A 23,737-nucleotide genomic window follows, 5' to 3' on the forward strand; every position below is an offset into this window, starting at 1 on the left:
GCCACGCTCATACCGGAGGACACAATGTCAGCCAAGACCATCGCGCTAATTGAAGAACATGATGTTAAGTGGGTAGACCTGCGTTTCACCGACACACGCGGTAAAGAACAGCACGTCACAGTGCCAGCCCGCGATGTTGACGAAGAATTTTTTGAAAACGGCCAAATGTTCGATGGTTCTTCCATTGATGGCTGGAAGGGCATTAACGAATCCGACATGATTCTGCGTCCTGAGGATGGCTCAGCCTACCTCGACCCCTTCACCGAAGACGCGACCTTGGTGCTGCGCTGCGACATTATCGAGCCGGCCACCATGCAGGGCTACGATCGGGACCCGCGTTCCATTGCTAAGCGTGCAGAGGCTTACCTGCAGTCAACCGGTCTAGGCGACACAGCTTTCTTCGGCCCTGAGCCAGAGTTCTTTATCTTTGACGAAGTGCATTGGAAGTCTGACATTCAGGGCTCCATGTACAAAATCACCTCTGACGAAGGCGCTTGGGCTAGCGACAGTCAAGTTGAAGGCGGCAACCTGGGCCACCGCCCGCGTGTCAAAGGCGGCTACTTCCCGGTTCCCCCGGTGGATAGCTTCCACGACATCCGTGGCGCTATGTGTAACACCTTGGAAGCGATTGGTCAGACCGTGGAAGTTCACCACCACGAGGTTTCCAACGCGGGTCAGAACGAAATCGGCGTTAAATTTAATACGCTGGTGAAGAAAGCTGACGAAGTGCAGGAAATGAAGTACGTGATCCATAACGTGGCTCACGCCTACGGCAAAACCGCGACCTTCATGCCGAAGCCGCTGGTTGGCGATAACGGTTCGGGCATGCACGTTCACCAGTCGTTCTGGAAAGATGGCAACAACCAGTTCGCCGGTGACGAGTACGCTGGCCTGTCTGAAATGGCGCTTTATTACATTGGCGGCATCATCAAGCACGCTCGTGCGTTGAACGCCTTTACCAACGCTTCTACTAACTCGTACAAGCGCTTGGTGCCAGGTTTTGAAGCGCCGGTTATGCTGGCTTACAGCGCGCGTAACCGCTCCGCTTCTATCCGTATCCCTTACACCGCAAGCCCGAAAGGTAAGCGTGTCGAGGCGCGTTTCCCCGATCCGACCGCCAACCCGTACTTGGCATTCTCCGCCATGTTGATGGCCGGTATCGACGGCATCAAAAACAAGATCCATCCTGGCGATGCGATGGATAAAAACCTTTACGACCTACCGCCGGAAGAAGGTAAGTTGGTGCCGACCGTGGCGCACAGCCTGGACCAAGCGCTGGAAGCCCTCGACGCTGACCGTACGTTCTTGACCGAAGGTGGCGTGTTTACCGACGAAATGATCGACGCTTACATCGAACTCAAAATGGAAGACGTTGAGCGTATCCGCATGACGACTCACCCGATTGAGTTTGATATGTACTACAGCTGCTAATCAGCGCTATTGATAACGAATAGTGCTCAAACCCCGCTCCGGCGGGGTTTTTTATTATCAGGGGCGGTATGGTTAACAAAATAATGACCAGGGTGGCCGCGTTCGGTTTCGTGGTTAGCCTATTGGGCATCAGCGAGGCGACGTTTGGGCAAACGGTTTACCGCGTCATCGATGAGCATGGCAACGTCACTTTTACCGATAAGCCAGGCCAAGGGGGAGAGGCGCTAGAGTTAGCCCCATTGCCGGGCTTGCCGCTTGCACTAAGGACCACAACAGCCGATGTGCGCCCGCGTGGCAAACCGGGGCAGCCTTTTATGCCCTACGACCACTTTTCAATTGCCTTGCCCCAGCAAGGCGCACGTTTGGATAAGGCAATGACGTCAGTGGAAATCGCGATTGCCCCACCGCTGCGCGAGGACCACCAGGTGCGGCTGTTGGTGAATGGTAACGTTAGCCAGTCAGCGTTGCACAGCGATGTGTTCTGGCTAACGGGGCTGGCGGCGGGCCGTCACGAGCTTCAAGCTGAGTTATTGGATAGCAGTCAACGGCTGCAACACCGCTCCGCGCCAGTGATGGTTATAGTCCCTTAAAAAGGGACGCCTTAAAGCGGTTTCTCAAAAAACTCAATGCACTAAAATAGTGCATTAATCGGTCGGTTCGTTTCCGTTAGCGCCCTAAAAAGGATCAGCTTGCGCGATGGTTATGCGCGTAAGCCGTGCAAATCACCGCTAATGGCTAATTGGCGCGCTTCTTGCAGCTTCCGCATTGATCATCCACTTGTAGGTCTGTAACGGCGATGGAAGACGCGATTTATCAGGACACCACCATGCATCAGCGCTTACTTGAACATCTTACGACGGCTGTATTGCTGCTCGACGGTAAGCTACGCGTGCGTTGGATGAACCCAGCGGCCGAAGCGTTATTGGCGGTCAGCCTCAGCCGTGTGAAGGGCATTAGCTTAGATACGCTGCTCGGTGACGACAGTATTGATGAGGTGTTGGCGAAAGCGCGCGATGCGTTTCACCCTTACACCCAGCGGGAAGCGCGGATTACGCCGCTAATTAATAGTGAACCACTTACCGTTGACTACACGGTAACGCCGTTATCAGACGACGAGCTGCTCTTGGAAGTAGAGCCCCGCGATCGGTTAATGCAAATTTCCCGCGAAGAGGCGCTGACCACTCGTCAAGAGACCATCAAGGTACTGGCCCGCGGCCTTGCGCATGAAGTGAAAAACCCGCTCGGTGGTATTCGTGGCGCCGCGCAGCTGTTGGAACGGGATTTAGACGATCCGGCGTTGCGCGAATACACCTATATCATCGTCGAAGAGGTGGATCGATTGCGCGACCTGGTCGATTCCATGCTGGGCCCCAATTACATCGTCAAGCACGAACCGCTGAATATTCACAAAGTGCTTGAGCGGGTGAGAGCGTTGCTGATAGCCGAGCATCCCAGCGTGTTGATTAGCCGCGATTATGACCCTAGCCTGCCCGACCTTTCCGGTGATGAGTCGCAAATGATTCAGGCGGTGCTCAATGTGGCGCGCAACGCTGTGCAGGCGATGAACGATGCGCAAACGCCGGAGCCGACCCTGATATTGCGCACCCGCTCCCGTCGCCAGTTTACCCTGGGCGCCGAGCGCCACCGCTTAGTTAGCGAAGTCGCCGTCATCGATAATGGCCCTGGCGTTCCCGATACGCTTCAGGAAACGCTGTTTTACCCCATGGTGTCGGGGCGCTCTGAAGGCAGCGGCCTGGGGCTCTCTATTGCCCAGTCGATTTTGCAACAACATCAAGGATTGATCGAATGCGAATCACGTCCTGGACATACCGAATTTCGTTTATTGATTCCCATGATATTACTTTCACCGGAGAAGCGTCATGACTGAGGCTGCACGTAATGATGTTGCGCGGGTGGTCATTGTCGATGATGATCGGGCTATCCGCTGGGTGCTAGAGCGCGCGCTAGCACAGCCCGACCTAGACGTGGAATGTATTGAGCGTGCCGATACGGCGCTTGAGCGCTTGCTGGAAAGCCCCCCAGACGTGTTGGTCACCGACATCCGTATGCCCGGTATCGACGGTTTGGATTTAATGGCCCGCTTGCGCGAAGCGCACCCTGATCTGCCGGTCATTGTGATGACTGCGCACTCAGATCTGGACAGCGCGGTGGCCTCTTATCAGGGCGGCGCGTTTGAGTACCTGCCCAAACCGTTTGACGTTGACGAAGCCTTGGCACTGGTGCGCCGCGCCGTGGCGCATGCCCGCGAACGCCAGCGCCCGGTAACCGTGCCGGAAGGGTTAAACGCGGAAATTATCGGCGAAGCGCCAGCGATGCAGGAGGTGTTTCGCGCGATTGGCCGTCTCTCCCATTCGCATATCACAGTGTTGATCAACGGTGAATCGGGAACCGGTAAAGAGCGCGTTGCCTTGGCGCTTCACCAGCACAGCCCACGGGAAGGGAAGCCGTTTATCGCCTTAAACATGGCGGCGATTCCCCGCGATTTGATCGAATCGGAGCTGTTTGGCCATGAGAAGGGGGCCTTTACCGGCGCCTCTCAGCAGCGCCAAGGGCGTTTTGAGCAAGCCAACGGCGGTACGCTGTTTTTAGATGAAATAGGCGATATGCCGTCTGAAACGCAAACACGCTTGTTGCGTGTATTGGCCGACGGTGAATTCTACCGGGTGGGCGGTCATATGCCGATAAAAGTGGACGTGCGTATTATTGCCGCCACCCACCAAAATTTAGAAGAGTTGGTTGAAGACGGGCGTTTTAGGGAAGATTTGTTCCATCGTTTAAATGTTATCCGCATTCATCTGCCGAAGTTGGCCGAACGGCGCGAAGATATCCCACGGTTGACCCGGCACTTTTTAGCCGAGGCAGCGAAAGAGCTGTCTACCGATATCAAAGTACTCACCAGCGACGCGGAAGCCCACCTAACCCGCCTACCGTGGCCGGGTAACGTGCGCCAGTTAGAGAATATCTGCCGCTGGCTAACCGTGATGGCGTCAGGGCGGGAAATTCTGGTCGAAGATTTGCCGCCTGAGCTGCGTTCAACAAGCGCTTCCGAGAGCAGTGCCCATGGCGATTGGCGCACCGCGTTTCGGGACTGGGCTGATCATGCATTGGCAGAGGGCCATACGCATCTTCTGGAAGAAGCGGTGCCTGATTTCGAGCGTATCCTGATTGAAACGGCGCTTAAACATACCGGCGGGCGCAAGGGTGAGGCCGCAGAGTTGCTAGGCTGGGGGCGTAATACGCTCACTCGTAAACTGAAAACACTGCTGCCCGCTTTAGCAGACGAATAACTGTGCCTGGTCAGCGAGTAAGCTAGTCGTCTCTGAGTATATATAGCGCATCGGCAAGTGTGCTGTCAGGCAGCTCGCAGTGACGGCGCTGCCAGGGGAGCAGGCTTAGCGTGTCGTTAATGCCCAAGGCGTCTAGCTGGTAGGCAACGCCTTCGTTGTAGGCCACATGGCCTAGCCCCATTAAACCCACAGCCAGGGCGCCGCCCTGGGTGGCTTCGGCCAAGCGCTGGGCCATGGCGACATCCCAGGCTAGCTGGGCCTGTACAAAGCGCTCAAGCGCGTCAGAGGCACTGCCCATGGCGTGCTGGTTGAACACCTCAGCGAGCCGCGCTTGGTAGCCTTCACTGGCCGGTTGGGGTGGCGATATTCCATGGCGCTCTTCAGTGCTCACGCTATCCCAGCCTTCATTGACTAGCCGCTGGCGTAGGGCGGGGTCGATATTGAGAGCGATGAGTGGAATTTGCGCCATTCGGGCAAACTCTAGGATGGGCATATACAGACTTACCTCAAACCCCCATACCTCTTCCCAGCGGGTTTCCGCTAGTAGAGTGTCGGTATCTATGCCGCCAGCGATCCAGGCGTCAAGGGCTGGCTGGGCGCTGCGCGGCAACATTTCCAAGCCAATTACCATTTCGTCGCGCAGGGCGTGCAGCCCCGCAAGAGTGTGCAACTGCCAGCGGTGGTGGGTTATGTCATCGTGCTGTTCGCCGAGTAACACCACTTGCTGCTGAGCCGCTGTAGGCAGCAGTTCAGCATTAGTGAGCGACTGCTCAGCCTGCCACCATTGACTTGGGGCTGGGCAGGCCGCCAGGGCCACGCTGGGCAACAGGCTAGCCAACGTGAAAGCCGTAAGAGCGCCAAGGCGGCGGCTTTTTCTGATCAAGCTATTGTTGCGCTTCAACACGTCTAATCTCGGCAAGTAACGCTTCCGCTTCTTCGGTAAGCGTGGCGTTGGCGCGCATATCGCCATTGCGCGAGGCTTCCATCGCGGCTTGCAGTTTACGTTCATACTCTTGCTGAAGTTTCTTTTTGGGGTCGCGCTTAAACATGCCTAACATAAGCCATCTCCTTTTTGATGTATACCATTTGTATAGGTTTTGATGGCTGTTGTCGAATGTTTGTTTTATGACGATGGCTGTATGTGGCTAGCTAGCCAAGCGGCATTGGCCCAAAAAGCGCTCAAAATCGTGCAGTAGGGTATCGAGGCTGGCATACAGGCGATGGTCGTCATCGACCATTCGCAGCGATAACCGCTGTAGGCGGGCGCGTTCAATCACCGGCTCAGGCGCAACGACATCATCTCGCCAACCGTGAATGATATGGGTATAACGCGCCTGAATGACCGGAGAGGTTTCTGGGTAGTCGGCTAAGCCAAGCGCAGGCGCCAGCAAAAAACAGCCCAGTACGGGCTGCTGAGCACTTACCGCTGCACTTAACCAGCCGCCCAAGCTTGAGCCTGCCATTACGCAGCGGGCGGGTGGGTCACCCCGTTCGGCTAGGACCGTTAATAGGTGTTCCAAGCGCTGCTGAGGTTCTGGCATGCCTCGATAGTCCATCACGACGGGCTCGCAGTCGTCGATTTTTTCGGCAATGCCTTTCAGGGCCTGCATTTTCAATGCGCCAGGCCCGCTCTCTAAGCCGTGGGATAGATAAACCGTCATCATAATGGTTAGCTCGCTGATCGTTGGATAGCTCGGCCACCTTGTTCGAGGTCTTCACCGGCACCGTGAATAGTATTACAGCCGCTTACCAGCAGCAGAGTCATCAACATTAATAAAACCAGGGCAACAGCGCGTTTCATTGTCGTTCTCCTTGTAAGCATGCTTTTGCGTGCTTTATACGTTGAGTATCGCTCTATTGAGAGCAGCGGTTAAACAGCTGCTGGTAAAATAATCCTTGCTGGGGCGTTCCGCTATGCCTACCAAGAGGAAATCGCCCCAATACCGTGTGTTTCTGTCGCATGTGTCAGTTTTGCACATGTAATAGGCTGCCGGAATGTGGGTTTTTGGCACGGCGTTATTTTATAAAACCATGTTTTTAAAGGATTTATTTTTTATTCGCGTTATTTGGCCCAGAAGCTGCAGCAAGTTAGGGGAGTAAAAGTAAAAGCCAGTTAAGTAAAAGTAATCAGCAGTAAGCGCATTGACAGCCATAGGTTAGTTAACAGTCAGCGATAGAAACTAAGTGAGTGGGCTGACAGGCAGAAGGAAGGCAGGACGCCGATAAACAAACAGGATGTTAAAGGACACTCAGCCCACTCACTGGTGGTAACGCAGGATGCGTTACTCATCGAAACCAGGGACTGGATACGATGCAAAATGACCATCTCGTGAAAGCGAGGTGGTTTTTTTGCGTCGCGTTGATGCCGACTAAAATCGCGATTTAGTCTATCCTTTGAGGAAATCAAAAAGTAGCGGTTAGAAAACGTTAACGTGGCAGCCGCAGACTCTCAGGGACAAGATTATGGCGATGGCATTGATGTTATGCATGTTTATTTTGTTCTTAGGTTTTTCGGGGTTAGGCGTGTACATGATGGTTAAGACATCCTTCATGGCTAGCCTGGATGAAAGCAACGACAGACCACCTGATGTCTAACCATTTGATATTATGAAATAAAAACGCCCGCTAATGCGGGCGTTTTTACCTCGGCTTTTCACCCCATCCAATACAAGCTGGCTAAGGCAAAGGCGTAACCCATTGCGGCACCTGCCAACACATCGCTGACATAGTGCAGGCCCAGCCCCACCCGGGAAATGGCAATCAGCACTGTTAATGGCAGAATCACCGGTAGCAACCACGGAGTGTGGGCGGCCACTAAGACGCTAAACATCACCGCGTGCATGGTGTGGCCGCTGGGAAAGCTGTAACGGTCGCGGGCCGGTTCGCAGCACTCAATGCCTTTACCGTAAGTAATGAAGGGCCGTTCGCGGCATAAGCGTGTTTTCACCAGCCGATAAACCACCACGGCAAACAACGCGACCCCGCTGTACTGCATTAGCCGCCAAGTGCCATTGGGCTGAAGCCATGGCTGGGCAATAATGAGGAGCACCCATACAGGCCAATCGCCTAAGCGGCTGGCGGCCTGCAAGGTCAGGCGCCAGGGCCGATAGAACGATAGCCGCGCTATGCGTTGGCAGAATTGCCACTCCAGCAGGTCAAGACGATCAAATACGACAAGCGGACGCGGGCGCATGGTGGGCCTCCTGGGCTTGGTGTAAATAACTGACAAACTGCTCGGCAATCCCTGACCAGCTTTGCTCAAGCGCGCGCAAGCGTGCCACACGGCCTAACCTTGCGTAATCAGCCGGGTGTTGGCAGAGCTCTACCGCTGCCTGTTGAAAGGCAGCGCTATCGCCAGCGGGAACGGTGATGCCGTTATGGCCACTGTTAATGAGTTCGGCGCTGGCAGCGTGGTGATAGGCGACGACGGCCAAACCGCTGGCCATGGCTTCCGCTACTACATTGCCCCAGGTTTCGGAAAGCGAAGGGAAGATAAACAGATCGGCGCTGGCGTAGTGGCGGGCAAGCGATTCTTGCCCCACAAAACCGGTGAAGTGCACATCAGGCAGCGCTTTCTGCAGCTGTGCCCGCGCGGGGCCGTCGCCGACGATCACTTGGGCAATATCGGGGCGCACTTCACGCATGGCGAGAAAGCTTTCTTGTAGCAAGGTCAGGTTTTTTTCCGCTGCTAGCCGGCCTACGTAAAGCGCTACCGGTTGATGCTCGCTAACCCCCCAGGATTGGCGTAATGAACTATCGCGGTGGGCGGGTGAAAAGCGCTCACCATCCAATCCGCGCGACATTACCCGGACGCCACGAATGCCTTGACGTTTTAGCGATGCGGCCTGAAGGTGAGTTGGCACCAGCGTCAATACACAGCCGTTATGAAAATAGCGCAGGTAGCGCTGGGTGGCAGAGGTTAGCCACGTAACGCCATAGTCTTTGCAGTAGTGGTCAAAATTAGTGTGCCAACCCGCTACCAGGGGAATATTGAGACGCCGCGCCGCCTGCCGGGCCGCCCAGCCCAGAGGGCCTTGGGTAGCCACATAGATAACATCAGGACGATGCTGACGCCAAAAGCGACGTAGGGTCGCCGGTGTTACCAAGCCAACTTGTACATCGGTATAGCCCGGCAACGCAAAGCGCTGCACCTGGCGCTCACAGTTAATGCCAGTGGCGCTATCCGCTACCCGTGGGCGCGGACGAATAACATCAACCAGCACTCCTTGCCGATTGAGTTCGCCGTTTAACCGGCTCAGCGTATGGGCAACGCCATTGATGTCTGGAGACCATGTTTCACTAACAATACAGAGCCGCATGAGCGATTCATCCGTTTATCACGTTTGTCATCATCCTGGATGAGAATAGTGACACTGCGGAGTCAAGCAGATGAATAAGCGATGACATGCTCGGCACGGGCCTGGGTGCTCGTTTTATCCCTGGATGTGTTGAGAGACGATGACACTGATAAGCGTACAGATGGGCTACCCTTGTACTGATTTCAAAAAACCAGCCGGGAGTTAACAATGCAATCGACCGTTGTAATTACAGGGGCCAACCGTGGTGTCGGTTTAGCGTTAGCAATGCATTACGTTGATGCAGGTTGGCGAGTGTTAGGCGTCTGTCGCCAGACGTCGGAAGAGCTAGACCGTTTGGCTGAGCAGGTAATCGACGGCATTGACGTCACCCAGCCCGACGATGTCGCTCGACTCGTCGAAGTGCTTAATGGCCAAACGATTGATCTGTTAATTAACAATGCAGGATGGCTGCACGATGAGTCTCTGGGGCGTCTTGATTTCGATACGATCCGCGAGCAGATGGAAATCAACGCCTATGCGCCCCTGCGAGTAGCAGAGGCGCTGCTGCCTAACCTCAAAAAAGGGAGCAAAATCGCTAATATCACTAGCCGTATGGGCTCGATAGCGGATAACGATTCCGGTGGTCGCTATGGTTACCGTGCCTCTAAAGCGGCCCTTAATGCGTTTGGTAAATCGTTGGCGATGGATTCAAAGCCCCGCGGGATTGCCGTGGCTCAGCTGCATCCGGGGTATGTGCAAACGCGGATGGTTAATTTTGGTGGCTTGATCAGCCCGCAAGAGGCCGCGTTGGGCATTGCCGCCCGGATTGAAGCGCTAACGCTAGATAATACCGGCGGTTTTTGGCATAGCAATGGGGATTCCCTCCCCTGGTAACCGCCTGACGCTGCTCGACGTGGCCATTGCCACCAATAATTTTACCGCTGTTGGTGGCGACGGCCATACGGTACGCGGCGCTGCCGTCGACCTGGCTGGCGCAAAGCGAATAGCTTAATCCTCCGTGCGTTTTCCCGTAGCGCTGTTGAAAGGGTGTAGCGCGTCGCGGGTCACATAAAAGCGCAGGGTTTCGCCTTCGGCAACCGGCGGCTGGCCGGATACGCGGATGACGGTGGGCTGGTCGCTGTGGGCGAGGGTCACGTACAGGTGGCTTTCGGCACCGGCGGCTTCAAACAGCGCAAGCGTAGAGTCGACTATTAGGTGAGGCGCGGACGGCGGGGCTAAGTGCATATCATCCGGACGAATGCCGACGATATCGGTGCCGTCGGGCAGGTGATCCAGTAGACCGTTGGCGCCTTGTTCGTTCAAGTAATCAACCGGCAGCATGTTCATGGCGGGGGAGCCGATAAACCCGGCGACAAACATGCTCGCAGGGCGGGCATAGATCTCCATGGGTGTGCCCACTTGCTCAATCTGCCCGGCGTTAAGCACCACTAAACGGTCACCCAGGGTCATGGCTTCCAGCTGGTCGTGGGTCACGTACAGGCTGGTGGTTTTTAGCCGCCGCTGCAGCTGTTTGATCTCCACACGCATTTGCACGCGCAGCTTGGCATCCAGGTTGGAGAGCGGCTCGTCGAATAGAAACGCCGCCGGTTCGCGTACCAGGGCGCGGCCCATGGCGACCCGCTGGCGCTGGCCGCCGGAGAGCTTACGCGGCTTGCGCTCTAGAAAATCTTCGATCTCGAGCATTTTGGCGGCGACCTGCACGCGCTTTTCAATCTCGTCTTTTTTAAACCCGCGATTCTTAAGGCCGTAAGCAAGGTTGTTGTACACCGTCATATGCGGGTAAAGCGCATAGTTCTGGAACACCATGGCGATATCACGCTCGGCGGGTTCGAGCTTATTGACCACTCGCTCACCGATTTTGAGCGTACCTTCGGTAATGGTTTCCAGCCCCGCCACCATGCGCAGCAGGGTAGATTTGCCGCAGCCGGAAGGCCCGACCAGCACTACGAACTCGCCATCTTCAATGTGTAAGTCGATGCCTTTGACGGCGTGAACATCGCCGCTATAGGTTTTCTTTAGCCCTTCCAAGGTAATACTGGCCATGTTATTTCTCCGTCTCGGTCAGGCCTTTCACAAACAGGCGTTGCATAAACAAAATCACTAAAACAGGCGGTAATGCCGCCATGACCACGGCGGCCATGACCAAGTGCCACTGGGGGTTCTCTTCCGAGGTCATGCGCTGAATGCCCATCACGATCGTGGTGTAGTCGGGGTCAGTGGTGATCAGTAGCGGCCAGAGGTACTGGTTCCAGCCGTAAATAAACATGATCACAAACAGCGCTGCGATATTAGTCACTGAAAGTGGCAGCAGAATGTCTTTAAAAAATTTCATCGGCCCGGCGCCGTCCACTCGGGCGGCTTCGAGCATTTCCTCCGGTACGGTCATGAAGAACTGGCGGAACAAAAAAGTCGCGGTGGCGGAGGCAATCAAGGGAATCGACAGCCCGGCAAAGCTATTGAGCATATTCAGGTCGGCGACCACTTGAAAGGTAGGAATAATGCGCACTTCCACCGGCAGCATCAGGGTGATGAAGATCAACCAGAAAAAGAACATTCGAAAACGGAAGCGGAAATAGACAATCGCAAAGGCGGACAGCAGTGAGATGAATAGCTTACCCACGGTGATCGCCATGGCCATCACAAAGCTGTTCCAGAGCATCAGTGCGGCGGGTGGGGAGTTCGCCGACGACACGCCGGATTGCCACATTTGGGTATAGTTTTCGATCCCATGGCTGCCGGGCAGCAACGGTATCGTGCCGCGCATCAACTCGTCAGGTGGCTGAGTCGACGCCACAATGGCGACGTAAACGGGAAAAACCACTAGCGCTACGCCCACGATCAACACGGCATGGGCAAAAAAGTTGGCCCAGGGTCGGTTCTCAACCATATTGCACGCTCTCTCCAAAAGACGGGTCCATAGGGACTGATGACAAGGGCTTGATAGTCGTTAAAAAGGGCTTATTAATAGTTAACTCGCCGCTCGATAAAGCGGAACTGGATCACCGTCAGCGCCACCACAATGACCATTAAAATCACCGATTGGGCCGCCGAAGAGCCCAGGTTGAGCCCTATGAAGCCGTCGGCATATACCTTGTAAACCAGTATGTTAGTTGCCTGAGCCGGGCCGCCTTGGGTTGTGGCGTGGATAATGCCAAAGGTGTCAAACATGGCGTATACCACGTTGACTACCATCAAAAAGAAGGTGGTGGGCGTGAGCAGGGGGAAAATAATCGTCCAGAAACGCTTGATGGGGCTGGCACCGTCAATCGAGGCCGCTTCAATTAGCGATTGCGGAATGGACTGCATGCCCGCCAAGAAAAATAGAAAATTGTAGGAAATTTGCTTCCAAGCGGCGGCTAAAATGACCAGCAGCATGGCGTCGCTGCCTGAATTGCGGTGGTTCCAGCGGTAGCCCACCATCTCAAGCATGTAAGGCACAATGCCAATGGAGGGATTGAAGATAAACCACCACAACACCCCAGCAAGGGCAGGGGCGATAGCATAGGGCCATACCAGTAGCGTCGTGTAGGTGCTGCCCGAGCGAATCATCCGGTTGACGGTGCTAGCCAAGAGCAGAGCAACCGACATGGATAGCAGCGTGGTGCCCACGGCGAATACCACCGTCACCGACAGCGAGTTCACATAGCTGCCGTCGCGAAATAGCCGGGCAAAGTTCTCCAGACCCACAAAGGTGGTTTTCAGCCCAAAGGCATCTTCGCGTAGAACGGATTGATACAGCGCCTGGCCCGCTGGCCAGATAAAAAAGATCAGAGTGATGATCACCTGTGGCGCTAGCAGTGCGAAAGGCAGCCAGCGACCCGGAAAGGTCATGCGTTTGGTTTGCATGGGTAGCTCGCATTAAACGACTTCGCCGCCTGCCCATTTGGGCAGGCGGCGAAGTGAGTGCTTAGTTACTGGTTGGCAGCTTCAAAGTCACGCAGCAGATTATTGCCGCGTTCCACCGCATCGTCAGCCGCTTCCTGGCCGGATTTGTCACCGGTCATCACCGCTTCCATTTCTTCTGAGATGATGTCGCGAATCTGCACGAAGTTGCCAAAGCGCAGGCCTTTGGAGTTTTCGGTCGGCTCGTTCAGCGTCATCTGTTCCAGCGCAATATCCGCACCGGGATTTTCCTCGTAGTAGCCCTGTTCTTCGCTTAGGTCCCAAGCGGCTTGAGTAATGGGCAGATAGCCCGTTTGCTGGTGCCAATCAGCCTGTACTTCGGGCTGCGAAAGGTACTCGAAGAACGCGGCAACGGCTGCGTACTCGTCATCGCTGTGCCCTTGCATTGCCCACAAGGTAGCGCCACCGATAATGGAATTCTGCGGAGCGTCCTCTACGTCTTCGTAGTAGGGCTGCATGCCGAAGCCGACTTCAAATTCTGAATTAGCGGCGACATCGGCGCGGGAAGCAGAGGAACCGAAGAAAATCGCGCAATCCTGTGAATAGAACATCGGTTCGGAATCGGGGCCGGTACCGGGGCCAGCCCAGCGGAAGACGTTCTCTTCCTGCCAATCGTGCAAGTTATCCCAGTGGCGTGCGACCAGCTCGTTGTTGAAGTTCAGCTCGGTTTCCAAACCGCCAAAGCCGTTTTCCAGCGTACCTAACGGCGAGTTATGCATGGCAGAGAAATTCTCCAGCATCACCCAGCTTGGCCATGAGGTGGTAAAACCGCAGCTGGCCGCACCGGAATCAACCAGCTGACGGGAGAACTCGGCGACTTCTGACCACGTCTCGGGCGGCTGCTCGGGATCCAGCCCAGCTTCTTCAAACATGTCCCGGTTGTAGTACATGATGGGCGTAGAGGAGTTGAACGGGAAAGACAGCATGTTGCCGTTGGTGTCGGTGTAATAACCCACAACGGCGGGCAAGAACGCGTCGAGGTCAAACGGACGGCCGTGGTCTTCCATCAGTTCGTACACTGGGTAGATGGCGCCTTCGGCGTTCATCATGGTGCCGGTGCCGACTTCAAAGACCTGAAGAATGTGCGGCTGTTCATCGGCGCGGAAGGCGGCAATCGCGCCCGTCATGGTTTCGGTATAGGTGCCGCGATAGCTGGGAACGACCCGGTAATCGTCTTGGGAAGCGTTGAAATCGGTGGTGATGCCTTCGAGAATTTCGCCTAACTGGCCACCCATGGCGTGCCACCAGCTGACTTCGGTTGTGGCGTGGGCAGAGAGGCTGAGGCTGGCAGTGGCTACCCCGACAGCAAGCGCGTGCAGTGTAAAACGAGACATAACAGCTCCTTGTGGGCCTGAGCTCGATCAGCGGTGTTGATAAGCTCGTGATAATGCGGTTGTTGAAGTTTTTAGCTGCATTGAACACTAAGCAATGTAGATGTCGTTTAGATGAACGTGAGATGAACACGCGATGACATCCAACGCTAGAGGGAGGAGTAGGCGAAGGGTCGGGAGGGTGTTAGGGTTAAGGCAACGCTATTTTGACACGCTAGGAAAGAAAATCTCATGCCTAACGCCATTGCGCTGCTCGAAAAACTGGTCGCTTTTGACACCACCTCCCGCGAATCCAATTTGGCGCTGATTGAGTACGTTGAAGGCTATTTGGCAGAGTACGGCGTTAGCGCCGAGCGGGTAATGAGCCCCTGCGGGAAAAAAGCCAATTTGGTCGCAAGAATCGGCCCCGAGGCGCCGGGCGGCGTGATGCTTTCCGGGCATACCGATGTGGTGCCCGTGGCGGGTCAGCCGTGGTCGAGTGATCCGTTCACTCTGCGTGACGGCGGCGATGGGCGTTTGTATGGTCGCGGCAGCTGCGATATGAAAGGCTTTATCGCTTGCGTGCTGGCGAGAGTGCCCGAGTGGGCCAAGGCGCCATTGCAGCAGCCGATCTATTTGGGGTTTTCCTACGATGAAGAAATCGGCTGCGTGGGCGCGCCAAGCCTCATTAAGCGCTTTTACGAACACTACTCCACTACCGCTCATGTGATCGTCGGCGAGCCGACCAGTATGCAGCCGGTGGTGGCGCAGAAAGGGGCGACCAATCTGCGCACCACGGTGATAGGACGCGAAGCCCATAGCAGTCAGGTTAACCAGGGCACCTCGGCCATTCACGTAGCGGCCAGGTTGGTGACCTTTATTGAGGACACCATGGCGGCGTTGGTGGAAGAGGGGCGCGTCGATGAGGCCTTTAACGTGCCTCATACGAGCTTACACGTAGGCAAAATAAAAGGCGGTACGGCGATCAATATAATGGCGCGAGAGTGTCAGTTTGAGTGGGAAATTCGCCATTTGCCCACGGACACTTTCGACGAAATATACGCGCGATATGAGGCGTTTTGCGAACAGCTAAGCGCCGAGCTAACAGCCAATGGCAAGCACGTTGAGATCACCACCGAGCCGCTTAATGTTACAGTGCCGGGGCTGGCCGACCGGGAAAACGACCAGGTGCTGCGCTTAGCCAAAGACCATTTGCCCGCTGCTTGCTGCAACCACGCGGTGGCTTACGCAACGGAAGCGGGGCAGTTCCAGGGGCAAGGATTACAGACTATTATTCTTGGCCCCGGCAGCATCGCCCAAGCGCATCAGCCCGATGAATATATCGATATTGAACAGCTCGAAGCGTGCGAGGACTTTCTAACCAAAATGGGGAGTGCGCTCGAAAAGCCGGTTGAAGCCAATTAAAGACCTACCAAGAAAAATCCCACCCTGTTGAAGGAGTGGGATTTTTTCATACTGCTTTTATACCGTGCCGCTTTAGTGCTGAGGATGTTGTTCAAACAGCTCAGCTTTGGCATGGCGCATCACATCTTCGCACGCCTGCTGTTGGGCTAACTGTGTCAGCAGACGCTGAGTTACTTCGAAGCCCTTACCTAAGCAAGTATCGACTTCTTGCTGGCTAACCGCTGGCGTCACTCGGTAATCGATTTTTACCGTGCGCCCGCCGCCTTCTAGCCGATCCGCAACTCCCCTGAGCCGCCACGCGATTTTCTCTTTCCAAGTTGCTGATTCTTCCGCGCCTTCGTTTACGCTAAACGTGCACTGCCATTCCGGTTTAAAGACCTTCATAGGAGAACCTCCAAAAATTTTGGAAAGAATGATCAATCGTGATTTGTACCCCATCGTTTGAATATGTTGCTCAGCCACTATATACCTAACACAGCACCTAACACAGTAAGAATGCTGAAACAAAACGGCAACACATCGCACGACGCACGTCGTACGAATCGGTTAGGCTACCGTCTATGCTGCTAGAGACACTTTTCTATGACCCCTACTGCACGTTTAAGTTGCCCCTGTGGCCACGATAAAACGCTAGAAAACTGCTGTGGCCGTTATCATCAAGGCGAGCCTGCCCCTACACCCGAGGCCTTGATGCGGTCCCGGTATAGTGCCTTTTCATTGGGCCTAAGCCATTATTTGCTGGCTACCTGGCACTCCACCACACGGCCTGAGGAGCTTGCGCTTGATCCTGATGCTGAGTGGAAGTCGCTATCTATCGTCTCTGCGGAGCCGCCACTCGATGCTGTCGGTTATGTGCATTTTCGTGCCTGTTTTTATGAAAAAGGGCGAGCGCAAAAAGGCTGGCACGTATTAGAAGAGGTCTCCCGCTTCGTTAACGAGCAGCAGCGCTGGTGGTACGTGGATGGCACACCTACGCTTAGCCGCTTAAAGCCGCGCCGAAACGACCCGTGCTTGTGCGGTAGCGGGCGCAAATTAAAGGCTTGCTGCGGTGAATAGTGGCATCGTTCAGCCTCAGGAAACCGACCCTCAATGGTATCTCTATTTGCTAGAGTGCCAGCGCGGTACCTATGCAGGCATTACCAATAATCTGGCAAAGCGTTATCAAGCGCACTGTGCGGGCAAAGGCGCGCGCTATACCCGTGCCAACCCGCCCGTTGCGCTGCTGGGTGCCCAGCCGTTTACAGACCGCGCCGCCGCCAGCCGGGCTGAGTACCAGTTAAAGCAGCAAACACCGAGCTATAAACGCCGCTGGGCCAAGCAGTGGCCTGTTCAATTAGACGCCGATTAAGGAACCCGGATGTTGATATTTTACTCAGAGGATAGCCGTTTACGCCAAGCGCGCACTGAGCTACATGATGGCACACTGGTCGCGCCCTTCGAGTGCCCTGAGCGCGTCGAATTGGTGCTTAAGCAGCTTCGCCAGTCAGGTCTTGGTGAGATCCACGCGCCCAATGCCTATGGGTTAGCGCCGGTACTGGCGGTGCACGATAAAGACTATGTAACGTTCTTAGCCAACTGTTGGCAAGCGTGGCAAGCGGCTGGGCATGAGGGCGAGGCGATTCCCAATATTTGGCCCGCCCGAACCATGCGGGGTGACCGCATTCCGAGCGCTGTTAGCGGCCGGCTAGGCTACTACGCGCTGGCGGCGGAAACGTCGATCTCGGCAGGCACCTTTGAAGCCGCTATGGCGAGCAAAGACGTGGCGTTAGGCGCGCTAGAGCATACGCTACAAACCGGCGAACCCAGTTTTGGCCTTTGCCGCCCGCCTGGGCACCATGCCGCTTTTGATCAGTTTGGTGGTTACTGCTTTTTCAATAATGCGGCGATTGCTGCACAAAGAGCGCTGGATGCAGGCAAACGCCGGGTCGCCATTCTTGACGTCGATTTCCACCACGGCAACGGCACCCAGCAGATTTTCTACAAGCGTGACGATGTGCTGTTTATCTCGTTGCACGGCGACCCTGAGGTCACCTTTCCTTACTATTTGGGCTACGCTGATGAAGATGGCGAAGGGCAAGGCAAGGGCTTTAACGTCAATTACCCGTTGCCGCCGGGTACCAGCGTGGCCACCTGGATGGCGACACTTGAACAGGCGTTGGCAAAAATTCAAGCGGCTGGGTGCGAACTGCTGATTGTATCGCTGGGTGTCGATATCTATGAAAATGACCCCATTAGTGCATTCACCTTTGCCAGTGAAGACTTCATCACCTTAGGCCAACGTCTAGCCCGAACAGGCCTGCCCAGTGTGTTGCTGATGGAAGGTGGCTATGCGGTGGATGAAATTGGTGTCAATGTAGCCAACGTGTTACATGGATTTGAAGGGAGCAAAAATGGCACTGAGCAAGTTTAAAAGTAGTATCTTTACACGGACAAAGTTTAACCAGTGACAGCGGCCCTTAATTCGGGCAGGCTAATGCCCTTTCAATGGGGCAGGGAGCTCAAGCGTGGCAGTGTATGGTGGAATTCAAGCGCATGAATTAGAACGTTGGCTTAATGCGTTAACCAACGCCGCCTATGACCGACGCTGCCCGCTGGCAAAAGTGCACGGTGGCAATGCCCGTGCACGCACCGCCCGCCAAAATTTACTCCTCCTGGCGCACGACTACCGTAGCGGTCAGCTTACCCGCGAAGACTGTGCCGACGACCTTGGCCACTGGTGCCAAACCTACCTTTCCGAGGCAGAGTGGTATGTGCTGGTAGGCACCCGCCAAGCGCCCTCAATGCCGCAAAACGAAGAAGAAAGAAGCCTTACTCTGCTAAAGCAGCATCGGGTGGGCTAAAGCCAGCAGTAACCTTCAGGCTGACGGCGCACGGTTTTCATTGCGGTCAATGGCGACCAGTGGATGGCGGTGTCGGTGGGGCAGTGCCTCGCCGCTGCCATTGAAAAGGTGCGCGCAGGCCGGATCGAAGGAAAAGCGTACTTGATCGTGCACCCGGTGAGCGACATTGCCGTCGGCTACCAATGTCCATTGGCTGTCAGCGTTCTCTAGATACAGTGTGGTCGCTCCGCCAAGGCGCTCGATGACCAAAATGTTACCCGTCAACGGCCCCTGATCATCAAGCGTGAGGTGCTCTGGACGGATCCCCAACGTCAGCGTATCGCCTGTGCTGATACCGTTGCTCTCCACCGGTATTCGGCAATCGCCGCCGGGCAGCACCACGTCGACTCCCTCAGCGTTAGCCCCGCGGATTTCGACATCCAGAAAGTTCATTTTTGGAGAACCAATGAAGCCGGCCACGAAGCGGTTGGCAGGGTGGTGGTAGAGCGCCATTGGCGAACCGATCTGCTCGACCACGCCGCCCTGCAGCACGACGATTTTGTCGGCCATGGTCATAGCCTCAATCTGGTCGTGGGTAACGTAGATCATTGTCGCGTCTAGTTCCTCGTGCAACCGCGCCAGTTCAATGCGCATCTGTACACGCAGCGCTGCGTCGAGATTTGATAGCGGCTCGTCGAATAGGAAGATGCTCGGGTTGCGTACGATTGCCCGGCCGATAGCCACGCGCTGGCGCTGGCCGCCGGACAGAGCGCGGGGCTTGCGGTCGAGAAGCTCTTCGAGCTGCAGGATGCGGGCGGCGGCGAGAACCTTCTCCCGGCGCTCTGCTTTGGACACCTTGGCCAGACGCAGGCTAAAGCCCATGTTGTCCTCGACAGTCATATGCGGGTAAAGCGCGTAGCTCTGGAAGACCATTGCTAGGCCGCGGTCTGCCGGGCCAACGTCATTGATGCGCTCACCGTCGATCGAGATGTCGCCGCTGGTGGCGCTCTCGAGCCCGGCGATCATGCGCATCAAGGTCGACTTGCCGCAGCCCGAGGGCCCGACGAAGACCACGAATTCGCGGTCTTTGACCTCTAGATCGACCCCCTTGATGACTTGGGTGCCGCCGAAGTCTTTGACGATGTTGTTGAGTTTTAGCGTTGCCATGTCGGGTTCCTTGCGGGTCGGGCGGTTACTCGAATTGTGGTTACCAGAGGGTGTAGCCGCCATCCACCACGACGATGGAGCCGGTCATGAAACTCGATGCATTACTGGCCATGTAGACGATGGTGGGGCCGAGCTCTTCGGGAGTGGCGGCGCGCTGCATGGGTGCGTCGTCGATCCAGCGTGGCTTGAACTTGGGGTCGTCGACCGGCGCCATGCTGGTCTTGACGTAGCCGGGAGCCAGCGCGTTGACGCGAATGCCGTAGGGGGCCCATTCCGCGGCTAGCGACTTGGTCAATTGATGCACCGCGGCCTTGGAGGCGTTGTAGGCGGGCTGCATCTGTGGGCGGTTGACGATCATCGCCGAGATCGAGCCAATGTTGATGATCACGCCGCCGCGCGACTGCATCCGCCGTCCGGCGGCCTGGGCGCAGTACCAGAGTCCGTGGACGTTGATATTGAAGATGTCCTGCCATCCTTCCGGGGTGACATCCAGCGCTGGCGCGTGCTGGCAGGCGCCGGCGTTGTTGATGAAGATATCGACCGGGCCGAGGGTGGCCTCGACTTCGTCGAGCAGGGTGTCAGCCGCTTCGGGTTGGGTAATGTCGACTTCCACCGCCATGGCGCGGTGCCCGGTGTCCTGTAAGGCCTTGACCACTTCCAGGCTGCGCGCGTGCCCACGGGCTGCGATGGCGACCTGGGCACCGGCCTCGGCCAGCGCATGGGCGAATGCCTCGCCGAGCCCGCCGTTGCCGCCGGTGACGACGGCGACCTTGCCAGTCAGATCGAACTGTGACATCACGTTCATGGTTTTCTCCCTGTTTATTGTAGAGCTGTTATTGTCGGGTCCGTTACCGTAGATCCGTTGTCATAGGGCTAGTCATTTCACCGCGCCTAGGGTCAGTCCTTGGACCAGCCAGCGCTTGACCAGCAGCCCGGCAATCGCCATTGGGCAGACCACGATGGTGCCGATCGCCAGCAGCTTGCCCCAGTCGATTCCGGTCTGGGTCAGCAACTGCGCCGCGGCAATGGGAATGGTCTGCGTGCTGGGCCCGGAAAACGTTTGGGCGAAGGCGTAATCGTTCCAGGCGAAGATGAAGCACAGGATAGCGGTGGTCACCAGCCCGGGGGTCATCAGTGGCAGCACGACGTAGCGGAACGCCTGGAGCTTGGTGGCACCGTCGATCATCGCTGCCTCCTCCAGGTCGAGAGGCAGGTCGTCGAAGAACGCGGTCATCAACCAGATGGCGAAGGGCAGGTTGAAACTCAGGTAGGCGACGATCAGGCCGGCGTGGGTGTCGAGTAGGTAGAGGTAACGGAACAGCAGGTACAGCGGCACGATGACCGCGGCGATCGGCGCCATACGGGTGCTGATGATCCAGAAGGCCAGGTGCTGCTTGCCCTTGATTCTTATCCGCGACAGCCCGAAGCCGGCCATGCAGCCGAGCACCACGGCGATCAGCGTCGAGACCCCGGCGATGAACAGGCTGTTGAGCAGGTAAGGCCAGAGGCTGTTGCCGCTGCTGAACAGGGAGGTGTAATGCTCCAGGGTTGGGGTAAAGAAGACACGTGGCGTACCGGCGGTGATGATGTCGTTTGGCTTGAAAGAAGACAGCACCATCCAGGTGATCGGTATCAGCGTCCATAACAGCAGGAACGTTAGCAGAGCGATTTTGAACGTGAGGGGCAGCCAGCGTTTGGAGGTTTTCATGAACTAGTCTCCTGGCGTTTGAGCAGTTTCGTGAACGCCGTAGCGACCATGATCGAGAACACCAGCATGGTGATGCCCACAGCGGCGGCATAGCCCAAATCAAAGAACCGGAAGGCGATGTCGTAGAGCCTAATGGGGATGATCTTGGTGGAATCTGCGGGCCCGCCGTTGGTGGTGATGAATATGATCGCGAAGAAGCGAATCGCGTCCATGGCGCGGATCAGCAGCGCCACCAGTAGGATGTTGGAGATCGACGGTAGGATGATGTAGAGCAGTTTCTGGCCGTACTTGGCACCGTCCATCTCGGCCGCTTCCAGGGTGTCTTCAGGTACTGAAGCAAGCCCCGCCAGGACAATCAGCGCGACCAGCGGCGTCCATTCCCAGACGTCCATGAGGATGACCGCGACCATCGCGGAACCGACACTACCCAGGATGTTGCCGTCGAACAGACCGCTTTCATTGAGTAGCCAGGCATACAGGCCATGGCTGGGGTCGAGCATGAAACGCCCCAGTAGCCCGACGATCACCGGGGCGATGAACATCGGGATCAACAGCAGCGAGATGATGATGTTGCTGCCCCGCGTTAGGCTATAAACCAGCAGCGCCATCACGGTGCCGATGGCCATCTCCAGGCCCACCGTGGCCAGGAAGTAGATCAGGCTGATCAGCCAACTGGAGCGGATGTCCGGATCCGTGAACACCCGCTGCCAGTTGTCGAGGCCCGAGAACTCGAAGGCCAGACCGCCCATCAGGCTGACATCATTGAAGCTCATCCAGATGATCGAGAAGAACGGGACCAGGGTGATCAGGGCGAGCAGAAAAAGCGCTGGCGACATCATCGCCAGCTCGAATCCCTGTCGCCGCGCCGAGGGTTTTCCGGTCGTCAGCGCCATGGGTTACGCCCCAACGATGCGATCGATGCGCTGCTTGGCGCTCTGCATGGTTTCCTCGGGGGACATCTGCCCCGCCAACATCTTGGAAAGCTCGGTGAAGATGACCGTGTCTACCTCGTTCCATTGGGCGATCTTAGGCCTTAAACCGATGTGCCCGTCCTGCCAGGCGGTCAGCATGGTGTCCGCCGTGAGCATGTTGGGCATGTCGGTGGGCGGGTTGCTGGCGGCCTTGACCTCGGGCATGGCGTAAACCGATTGGCGCGTCGGCGTGCCCCCGCCGACCTCGCTCTTCAGCCCCATCAGTTGGGTCTGTGGTGAGGTCGCCCAGACCAGGAATAGCCAGGCTGCTTTCTGCTTTTCGGCCGAGGCGTTGGCGTTGATGCCGATCCCGGTGCCGCCCCACAGGTTGGCGCTGCGCGCTGGCCCCCTAGGCAGCGGGGCGTAGCCGATTTTGCCTTGTAGCTGAGAGCTTTCTAGCGAGCCGGCGAACTCATGCCACTCTGGCATCATCGCGAACTCGCCGTTCTGGAAGGCGTTGGCGACGCCGGTCCAATCCCAACTGGTGCTGCCGGGGTGGGCGACCTTGAGCAACTTCTGGTAGAAGCGCGCGGCTTCTAGCGCGGGCTCGCTGGTCAGTTGGCAGGCGCCAGGGGAGTCGTTGCCGAGTAGGCCGACCTGCTGGCCGTTGGCAAAGTAATCGCCGCCATAGGCGAACAGCACGTTGGAAAAGTCGCACATCAGCGAATCGTACTGCTGAGCCTGATGACCGGTGCCGTACTGAACCTCGCTGGCGTTGCCTTTACTGAACCACTCGGCGATCTGGTAGTACTGCTCCCAGGTGGTGCTGTCCGAGGGGGTTGGGTCGAAGCCGAGATCCTGCTGCATCTGGTCGTGGTACTTTTCGAACAGGTCACGCCGGTAGATCCAAATCATCGTCGGGCAATCGTAGGGCAGGGTATACAAACTTTCCCTGTCTTTGAAACGGCCCGCGGCAGCCAGTTGCGTGGGGATGAAGTCCTCGATGCCCTTAGGCACAACCGGCTGTTTGTCGTCGTTGATGAAGGTGTTGAGATCGACCAGGCCGCGGTGATATGGCGCGAGTACCTGGTAAGGATCGGCATAGATTACATCGAAGGCGCTGCGCCCAGCGCCGAAGTCCAGCGCAACTTTCTGTACCAGGGCACCCAACTGCATTTCGGTGATGTTGACGGTGATGCCGGTGAGTTCCTGGAAAGACGCCAGGTTGGCGGCGATGGCGGTGGTCGGCGGCGTGTTCTCGGAGATGAATTGGATGGTGGTGCCACTGGCCTGCTTCCAGGCCTCATCGCTGGCCATGCCTTGGGCCAGGGCCGTGCGCAGTGGGCCTGCGCCCATCAACGATAAGCCGGCGAGTCCACCCATTCCTTTTAATATGTCGCGACGCTTGAACTGGGTCATTGTTGTTTTCCTCTCTT

General features: G+C 56.4%; 27 protein-coding genes. 11 read left to right on the top strand and 16 right to left on the bottom strand.

Going from position 1 to position 23,737, the window contains the following annotated elements; genetic code table 11:
- Positions 1 to 24: 24 nt before the first annotated feature.
- The 4 genes from glnA to ntrC all read left to right on the top strand — a co-directional run bounded on the left by glnA (position 25) and on the right by ntrC (position 4,739).
- On the top strand, positions 25 to 1,431 hold the full coding sequence (gene glnA / locus RZA33_RS14780) for a glutamate--ammonia ligase (RefSeq protein WP_317508476.1): 1,407 nt from the start codon (positions 25 to 27) through the stop codon (positions 1,429 to 1,431).
- Between the two features lie 83 nt (positions 1,432 to 1,514).
- Positions 1,515 to 2,021: a DUF4124 domain-containing protein gene (locus tag RZA33_RS14785; RefSeq protein WP_317508477.1), complete on the top strand. Its 507-nt coding sequence runs from the start codon at positions 1,515 to 1,517 to the stop codon at positions 2,019 to 2,021.
- A gap of 236 nt (positions 2,022 to 2,257) precedes the next feature.
- Entirely contained in the window at positions 2,258 to 3,319 is a 1,062-nt protein-coding gene (gene glnL, locus RZA33_RS14790) for a nitrogen regulation protein NR(II) (RefSeq protein WP_317508478.1), read from the top strand.
- A complete protein-coding gene (ntrC, locus tag RZA33_RS14795) occupies positions 3,312 to 4,739 on the top strand; it encodes a nitrogen regulation protein NR(I) (RefSeq protein WP_317508479.1) in 1,428 nt (475 codons plus the stop codon). Before glnL ends, ntrC begins: the two co-directional genes overlap by 8 nt.
- Positions 4,740 to 4,761: 22 nt before the next feature.
- On the opposite strand, the gene RZA33_RS14800 is transcribed toward ntrC, so the two are convergent.
- The 6 genes from RZA33_RS14800 to RZA33_RS14825 all read right to left on the bottom strand — a co-directional run bounded on the left by RZA33_RS14800 (position 4,762) and on the right by RZA33_RS14825 (position 9,058).
- Complete coding sequence (locus RZA33_RS14800; RefSeq protein ID WP_317508480.1) at positions 4,762 to 5,577, bottom strand: ChaN family lipoprotein; 816 nt, start codon at positions 5,575 to 5,577, stop codon at positions 4,762 to 4,764.
- Between the two features lie 46 nt (positions 5,578 to 5,623).
- The gene (locus tag RZA33_RS14805) at positions 5,624 to 5,797 is read right to left on the bottom strand and encodes a DUF6435 family protein (RefSeq protein WP_146874461.1); all 174 of its coding nucleotides are present in this window, start codon (positions 5,795 to 5,797) and stop codon (positions 5,624 to 5,626) included.
- Between the two features lie 87 nt (positions 5,798 to 5,884).
- Positions 5,885 to 6,403: a YqiA/YcfP family alpha/beta fold hydrolase gene (locus RZA33_RS14810; protein WP_317508481.1), complete on the bottom strand. Its 519-nt coding sequence runs from the start codon at positions 6,401 to 6,403 to the stop codon at positions 5,885 to 5,887.
- Positions 6,404 to 6,408: 5 nt separating this feature from the next.
- Positions 6,409 to 6,540: an entericidin A/B family lipoprotein gene (locus RZA33_RS14815; protein WP_317508482.1), complete on the bottom strand. Its 132-nt coding sequence runs from the start codon at positions 6,538 to 6,540 to the stop codon at positions 6,409 to 6,411.
- Between the two features lie 852 nt (positions 6,541 to 7,392).
- Positions 7,393 to 7,932 carry a phosphatase PAP2 family protein gene (locus RZA33_RS14820; RefSeq protein ID WP_317508483.1) on the bottom strand — a complete coding sequence of 180 codons (540 nt, stop codon included), beginning with the start codon at positions 7,930 to 7,932 and terminating at the stop codon, positions 7,393 to 7,395.
- A complete protein-coding gene (locus tag RZA33_RS14825; RefSeq protein ID WP_317508484.1) occupies positions 7,904 to 9,058 on the bottom strand; it encodes a glycosyltransferase family 1 protein in 1,155 nt (384 codons plus the stop codon). The genes RZA33_RS14820 and RZA33_RS14825 overlap by 29 nt, the downstream gene beginning before the upstream one ends.
- 207 nt (positions 9,059 to 9,265) lie before the next feature.
- Between RZA33_RS14825 and RZA33_RS14830 the strand changes: the two genes are divergently transcribed.
- Positions 9,266 to 9,931, top strand: coding sequence for an SDR family oxidoreductase (locus RZA33_RS14830; RefSeq protein WP_317508485.1), 666 nt, complete (start codon positions 9,266 to 9,268; stop codon positions 9,929 to 9,931).
- Complete coding sequence (locus tag RZA33_RS14835) at positions 9,909 to 10,049, top strand: hypothetical protein (RefSeq protein ID WP_322976217.1); 141 nt, start codon at positions 9,909 to 9,911, stop codon at positions 10,047 to 10,049. The genes RZA33_RS14830 and RZA33_RS14835 overlap by 23 nt, the downstream gene beginning before the upstream one ends.
- Here RZA33_RS14835 and RZA33_RS14840 read toward each other — a convergent pair.
- The 4 genes from RZA33_RS14840 to ugpB form a co-directional block, all read right to left on the bottom strand.
- The gene (locus RZA33_RS14840) at positions 10,046 to 11,101 is read right to left on the bottom strand and encodes a sn-glycerol-3-phosphate import ATP-binding protein UgpC (RefSeq protein WP_317508486.1); all 1,056 of its coding nucleotides are present in this window, start codon (positions 11,099 to 11,101) and stop codon (positions 10,046 to 10,048) included. The two genes, RZA33_RS14835 and RZA33_RS14840, sit on opposite strands and share 4 nt — an antisense overlap.
- 1 nt (position 11,102) lies before the next feature.
- On the bottom strand, positions 11,103 to 11,945 hold the full coding sequence (ugpE, locus tag RZA33_RS14845; RefSeq protein WP_317508487.1) for a sn-glycerol-3-phosphate ABC transporter permease UgpE: 843 nt from the start codon (positions 11,943 to 11,945) through the stop codon (positions 11,103 to 11,105).
- A 74-nt stretch (positions 11,946 to 12,019) separates the two neighbouring features.
- Entirely contained in the window at positions 12,020 to 12,904 is an 885-nt protein-coding gene (ugpA, locus tag RZA33_RS14850) for a sn-glycerol-3-phosphate ABC transporter permease UgpA (protein WP_317508488.1), read from the bottom strand.
- Between the two features lie 65 nt (positions 12,905 to 12,969).
- Complete coding sequence (ugpB, locus tag RZA33_RS14855; RefSeq protein ID WP_317508489.1) at positions 12,970 to 14,295, bottom strand: sn-glycerol-3-phosphate ABC transporter substrate-binding protein UgpB; 1,326 nt, start codon at positions 14,293 to 14,295, stop codon at positions 12,970 to 12,972.
- A 228-nt stretch (positions 14,296 to 14,523) separates the two neighbouring features.
- On the opposite strand from ugpB, the gene argE reads away from it, so the two are divergent.
- On the top strand, positions 14,524 to 15,696 hold the full coding sequence (argE, locus tag RZA33_RS14860) for an acetylornithine deacetylase (RefSeq protein WP_317508490.1): 1,173 nt from the start codon (positions 14,524 to 14,526) through the stop codon (positions 15,694 to 15,696).
- 72 nt (positions 15,697 to 15,768) lie between these two features.
- Here the strand turns inward: argE and RZA33_RS14865 are convergent, their stop codons facing one another.
- Positions 15,769 to 16,080 carry a hypothetical protein gene (locus RZA33_RS14865; RefSeq protein WP_022520780.1) on the bottom strand — a complete coding sequence of 104 codons (312 nt, stop codon included), beginning with the start codon at positions 16,078 to 16,080 and terminating at the stop codon, positions 15,769 to 15,771.
- 198 nt (positions 16,081 to 16,278) lie between these two features.
- Between RZA33_RS14865 and RZA33_RS14870 the strand changes: the two genes are divergently transcribed.
- The 4 genes from RZA33_RS14870 to RZA33_RS14885 all read left to right on the top strand — a co-directional run bounded on the left by RZA33_RS14870 (position 16,279) and on the right by RZA33_RS14885 (position 18,536).
- Positions 16,279 to 16,752, top strand: a complete 474-nt coding sequence (locus RZA33_RS14870) for a YchJ family protein (protein WP_317508491.1) — start codon at positions 16,279 to 16,281, stop codon at positions 16,750 to 16,752.
- Positions 16,745 to 17,044 (top strand): GIY-YIG nuclease family protein, encoded by a 300-nt coding sequence (locus RZA33_RS14875; protein WP_317508492.1) that lies wholly within the window; start codon positions 16,745 to 16,747, stop codon positions 17,042 to 17,044. Before RZA33_RS14870 ends, RZA33_RS14875 begins: the two co-directional genes overlap by 8 nt.
- 9 nt (positions 17,045 to 17,053) lie before the next feature.
- The gene (locus RZA33_RS14880) at positions 17,054 to 18,106 is read left to right on the top strand and encodes a histone deacetylase family protein (protein ID WP_317508493.1); all 1,053 of its coding nucleotides are present in this window, start codon (positions 17,054 to 17,056) and stop codon (positions 18,104 to 18,106) included.
- A 94-nt stretch (positions 18,107 to 18,200) separates the two neighbouring features.
- A complete protein-coding gene (locus tag RZA33_RS14885; protein WP_317508494.1) occupies positions 18,201 to 18,536 on the top strand; it encodes a hypothetical protein in 336 nt (111 codons plus the stop codon).
- A gap of 15 nt (positions 18,537 to 18,551) precedes the next feature.
- On the opposite strand, the gene RZA33_RS14890 is transcribed toward RZA33_RS14885, so the two are convergent.
- The 5 genes from RZA33_RS14890 to RZA33_RS14910 form a co-directional block, all read right to left on the bottom strand.
- A complete protein-coding gene (locus RZA33_RS14890; RefSeq protein WP_317508495.1) occupies positions 18,552 to 19,682 on the bottom strand; it encodes a sn-glycerol-3-phosphate ABC transporter ATP-binding protein UgpC in 1,131 nt (376 codons plus the stop codon).
- A 40-nt stretch (positions 19,683 to 19,722) separates the two neighbouring features.
- Positions 19,723 to 20,487, bottom strand: a complete 765-nt coding sequence (locus RZA33_RS14895) for an SDR family oxidoreductase (protein WP_317508496.1) — start codon at positions 20,485 to 20,487, stop codon at positions 19,723 to 19,725.
- Between the two features lie 72 nt (positions 20,488 to 20,559).
- Complete coding sequence (locus tag RZA33_RS14900; RefSeq protein WP_317508497.1) at positions 20,560 to 21,390, bottom strand: carbohydrate ABC transporter permease; 831 nt, start codon at positions 21,388 to 21,390, stop codon at positions 20,560 to 20,562.
- On the bottom strand, positions 21,387 to 22,283 hold the full coding sequence (locus RZA33_RS14905; protein ID WP_317508498.1) for a sugar ABC transporter permease: 897 nt from the start codon (positions 22,281 to 22,283) through the stop codon (positions 21,387 to 21,389). The genes RZA33_RS14900 and RZA33_RS14905 overlap by 4 nt, the downstream gene beginning before the upstream one ends.
- A 3-nt stretch (positions 22,284 to 22,286) precedes the next feature.
- Positions 22,287 to 23,720 carry a sugar ABC transporter substrate-binding protein gene (locus RZA33_RS14910; protein WP_317508499.1) on the bottom strand — a complete coding sequence of 478 codons (1,434 nt, stop codon included), beginning with the start codon at positions 23,718 to 23,720 and terminating at the stop codon, positions 22,287 to 22,289.
- Positions 23,721 to 23,737 lie beyond the last annotated feature (17 nt).

The organism is Halovibrio sp. HP20-59 (assembly GCF_033052795.2).
In the GTDB taxonomy this organism is placed as follows: Bacteria; Pseudomonadota; Gammaproteobacteria; order Pseudomonadales; family Halomonadaceae; genus Vreelandella.

Coding starts and splice junctions, on each gene's coding strand:
- glnA (WP_317508476.1), top strand. CDS start 25: ATGTCAGCCAAGACCATCGCGCTAATTGAAGAACATGATGTTAAGTGG.
- RZA33_RS14785 (WP_317508477.1), top strand. CDS start 1,515: ATGACCAGGGTGGCCGCGTTCGGTTTCGTGGTTAGCCTATTGGGCATC.
- glnL (WP_317508478.1), top strand. CDS start 2,258: ATGCATCAGCGCTTACTTGAACATCTTACGACGGCTGTATTGCTGCTC.
- ntrC (WP_317508479.1), top strand. CDS start 3,312: ATGACTGAGGCTGCACGTAATGATGTTGCGCGGGTGGTCATTGTCGAT.
- RZA33_RS14805 (WP_146874461.1), bottom strand. CDS start 5,797: ATGTTAGGCATGTTTAAGCGCGACCCCAAAAAGAAACTTCAGCAAGAG.
- RZA33_RS14810 (WP_317508481.1), bottom strand. CDS start 6,403: ATGATGACGGTTTATCTATCCCACGGCTTAGAGAGCGGGCCTGGCGCA.
- RZA33_RS14815 (WP_317508482.1), bottom strand. CDS start 6,540: ATGAAACGCGCTGTTGCCCTGGTTTTATTAATGTTGATGACTCTGCTG.
- RZA33_RS14820 (WP_317508483.1), bottom strand. CDS start 7,932: ATGCGCCCGCGTCCGCTTGTCGTATTTGATCGTCTTGACCTGCTGGAG.
- RZA33_RS14825 (WP_317508484.1), bottom strand. CDS start 9,058: ATGCGGCTCTGTATTGTTAGTGAAACATGGTCTCCAGACATCAATGGC.
- RZA33_RS14830 (WP_317508485.1), top strand. CDS start 9,266: ATGCAATCGACCGTTGTAATTACAGGGGCCAACCGTGGTGTCGGTTTA.
- RZA33_RS14835 (WP_322976217.1), top strand. CDS start 9,909: ATGGGGATTCCCTCCCCTGGTAACCGCCTGACGCTGCTCGACGTGGCC.
- RZA33_RS14840 (WP_317508486.1), bottom strand. CDS start 11,101: ATGGCCAGTATTACCTTGGAAGGGCTAAAGAAAACCTATAGCGGCGAT.
- ugpE (WP_317508487.1), bottom strand. CDS start 11,945: ATGGTTGAGAACCGACCCTGGGCCAACTTTTTTGCCCATGCCGTGTTG.
- ugpA (WP_317508488.1), bottom strand. CDS start 12,904: ATGCAAACCAAACGCATGACCTTTCCGGGTCGCTGGCTGCCTTTCGCA.
- ugpB (WP_317508489.1), bottom strand. CDS start 14,295: ATGTCTCGTTTTACACTGCACGCGCTTGCTGTCGGGGTAGCCACTGCC.
- argE (WP_317508490.1), top strand. CDS start 14,524: ATGCCTAACGCCATTGCGCTGCTCGAAAAACTGGTCGCTTTTGACACC.
- RZA33_RS14865 (WP_022520780.1), bottom strand. CDS start 16,080: ATGAAGGTCTTTAAACCGGAATGGCAGTGCACGTTTAGCGTAAACGAA.
- RZA33_RS14870 (WP_317508491.1), top strand. CDS start 16,279: ATGACCCCTACTGCACGTTTAAGTTGCCCCTGTGGCCACGATAAAACG.
- RZA33_RS14880 (WP_317508493.1), top strand. CDS start 17,054: ATGTTGATATTTTACTCAGAGGATAGCCGTTTACGCCAAGCGCGCACT.
- RZA33_RS14890 (WP_317508495.1), bottom strand. CDS start 19,682: ATGGCAACGCTAAAACTCAACAACATCGTCAAAGACTTCGGCGGCACC.
- RZA33_RS14895 (WP_317508496.1), bottom strand. CDS start 20,487: ATGAACGTGATGTCACAGTTCGATCTGACTGGCAAGGTCGCCGTCGTC.
- RZA33_RS14900 (WP_317508497.1), bottom strand. CDS start 21,390: ATGAAAACCTCCAAACGCTGGCTGCCCCTCACGTTCAAAATCGCTCTG.
- RZA33_RS14905 (WP_317508498.1), bottom strand. CDS start 22,283: ATGGCGCTGACGACCGGAAAACCCTCGGCGCGGCGACAGGGATTCGAG.
- RZA33_RS14910 (WP_317508499.1), bottom strand. CDS start 23,720: ATGACCCAGTTCAAGCGTCGCGACATATTAAAAGGAATGGGTGGACTC.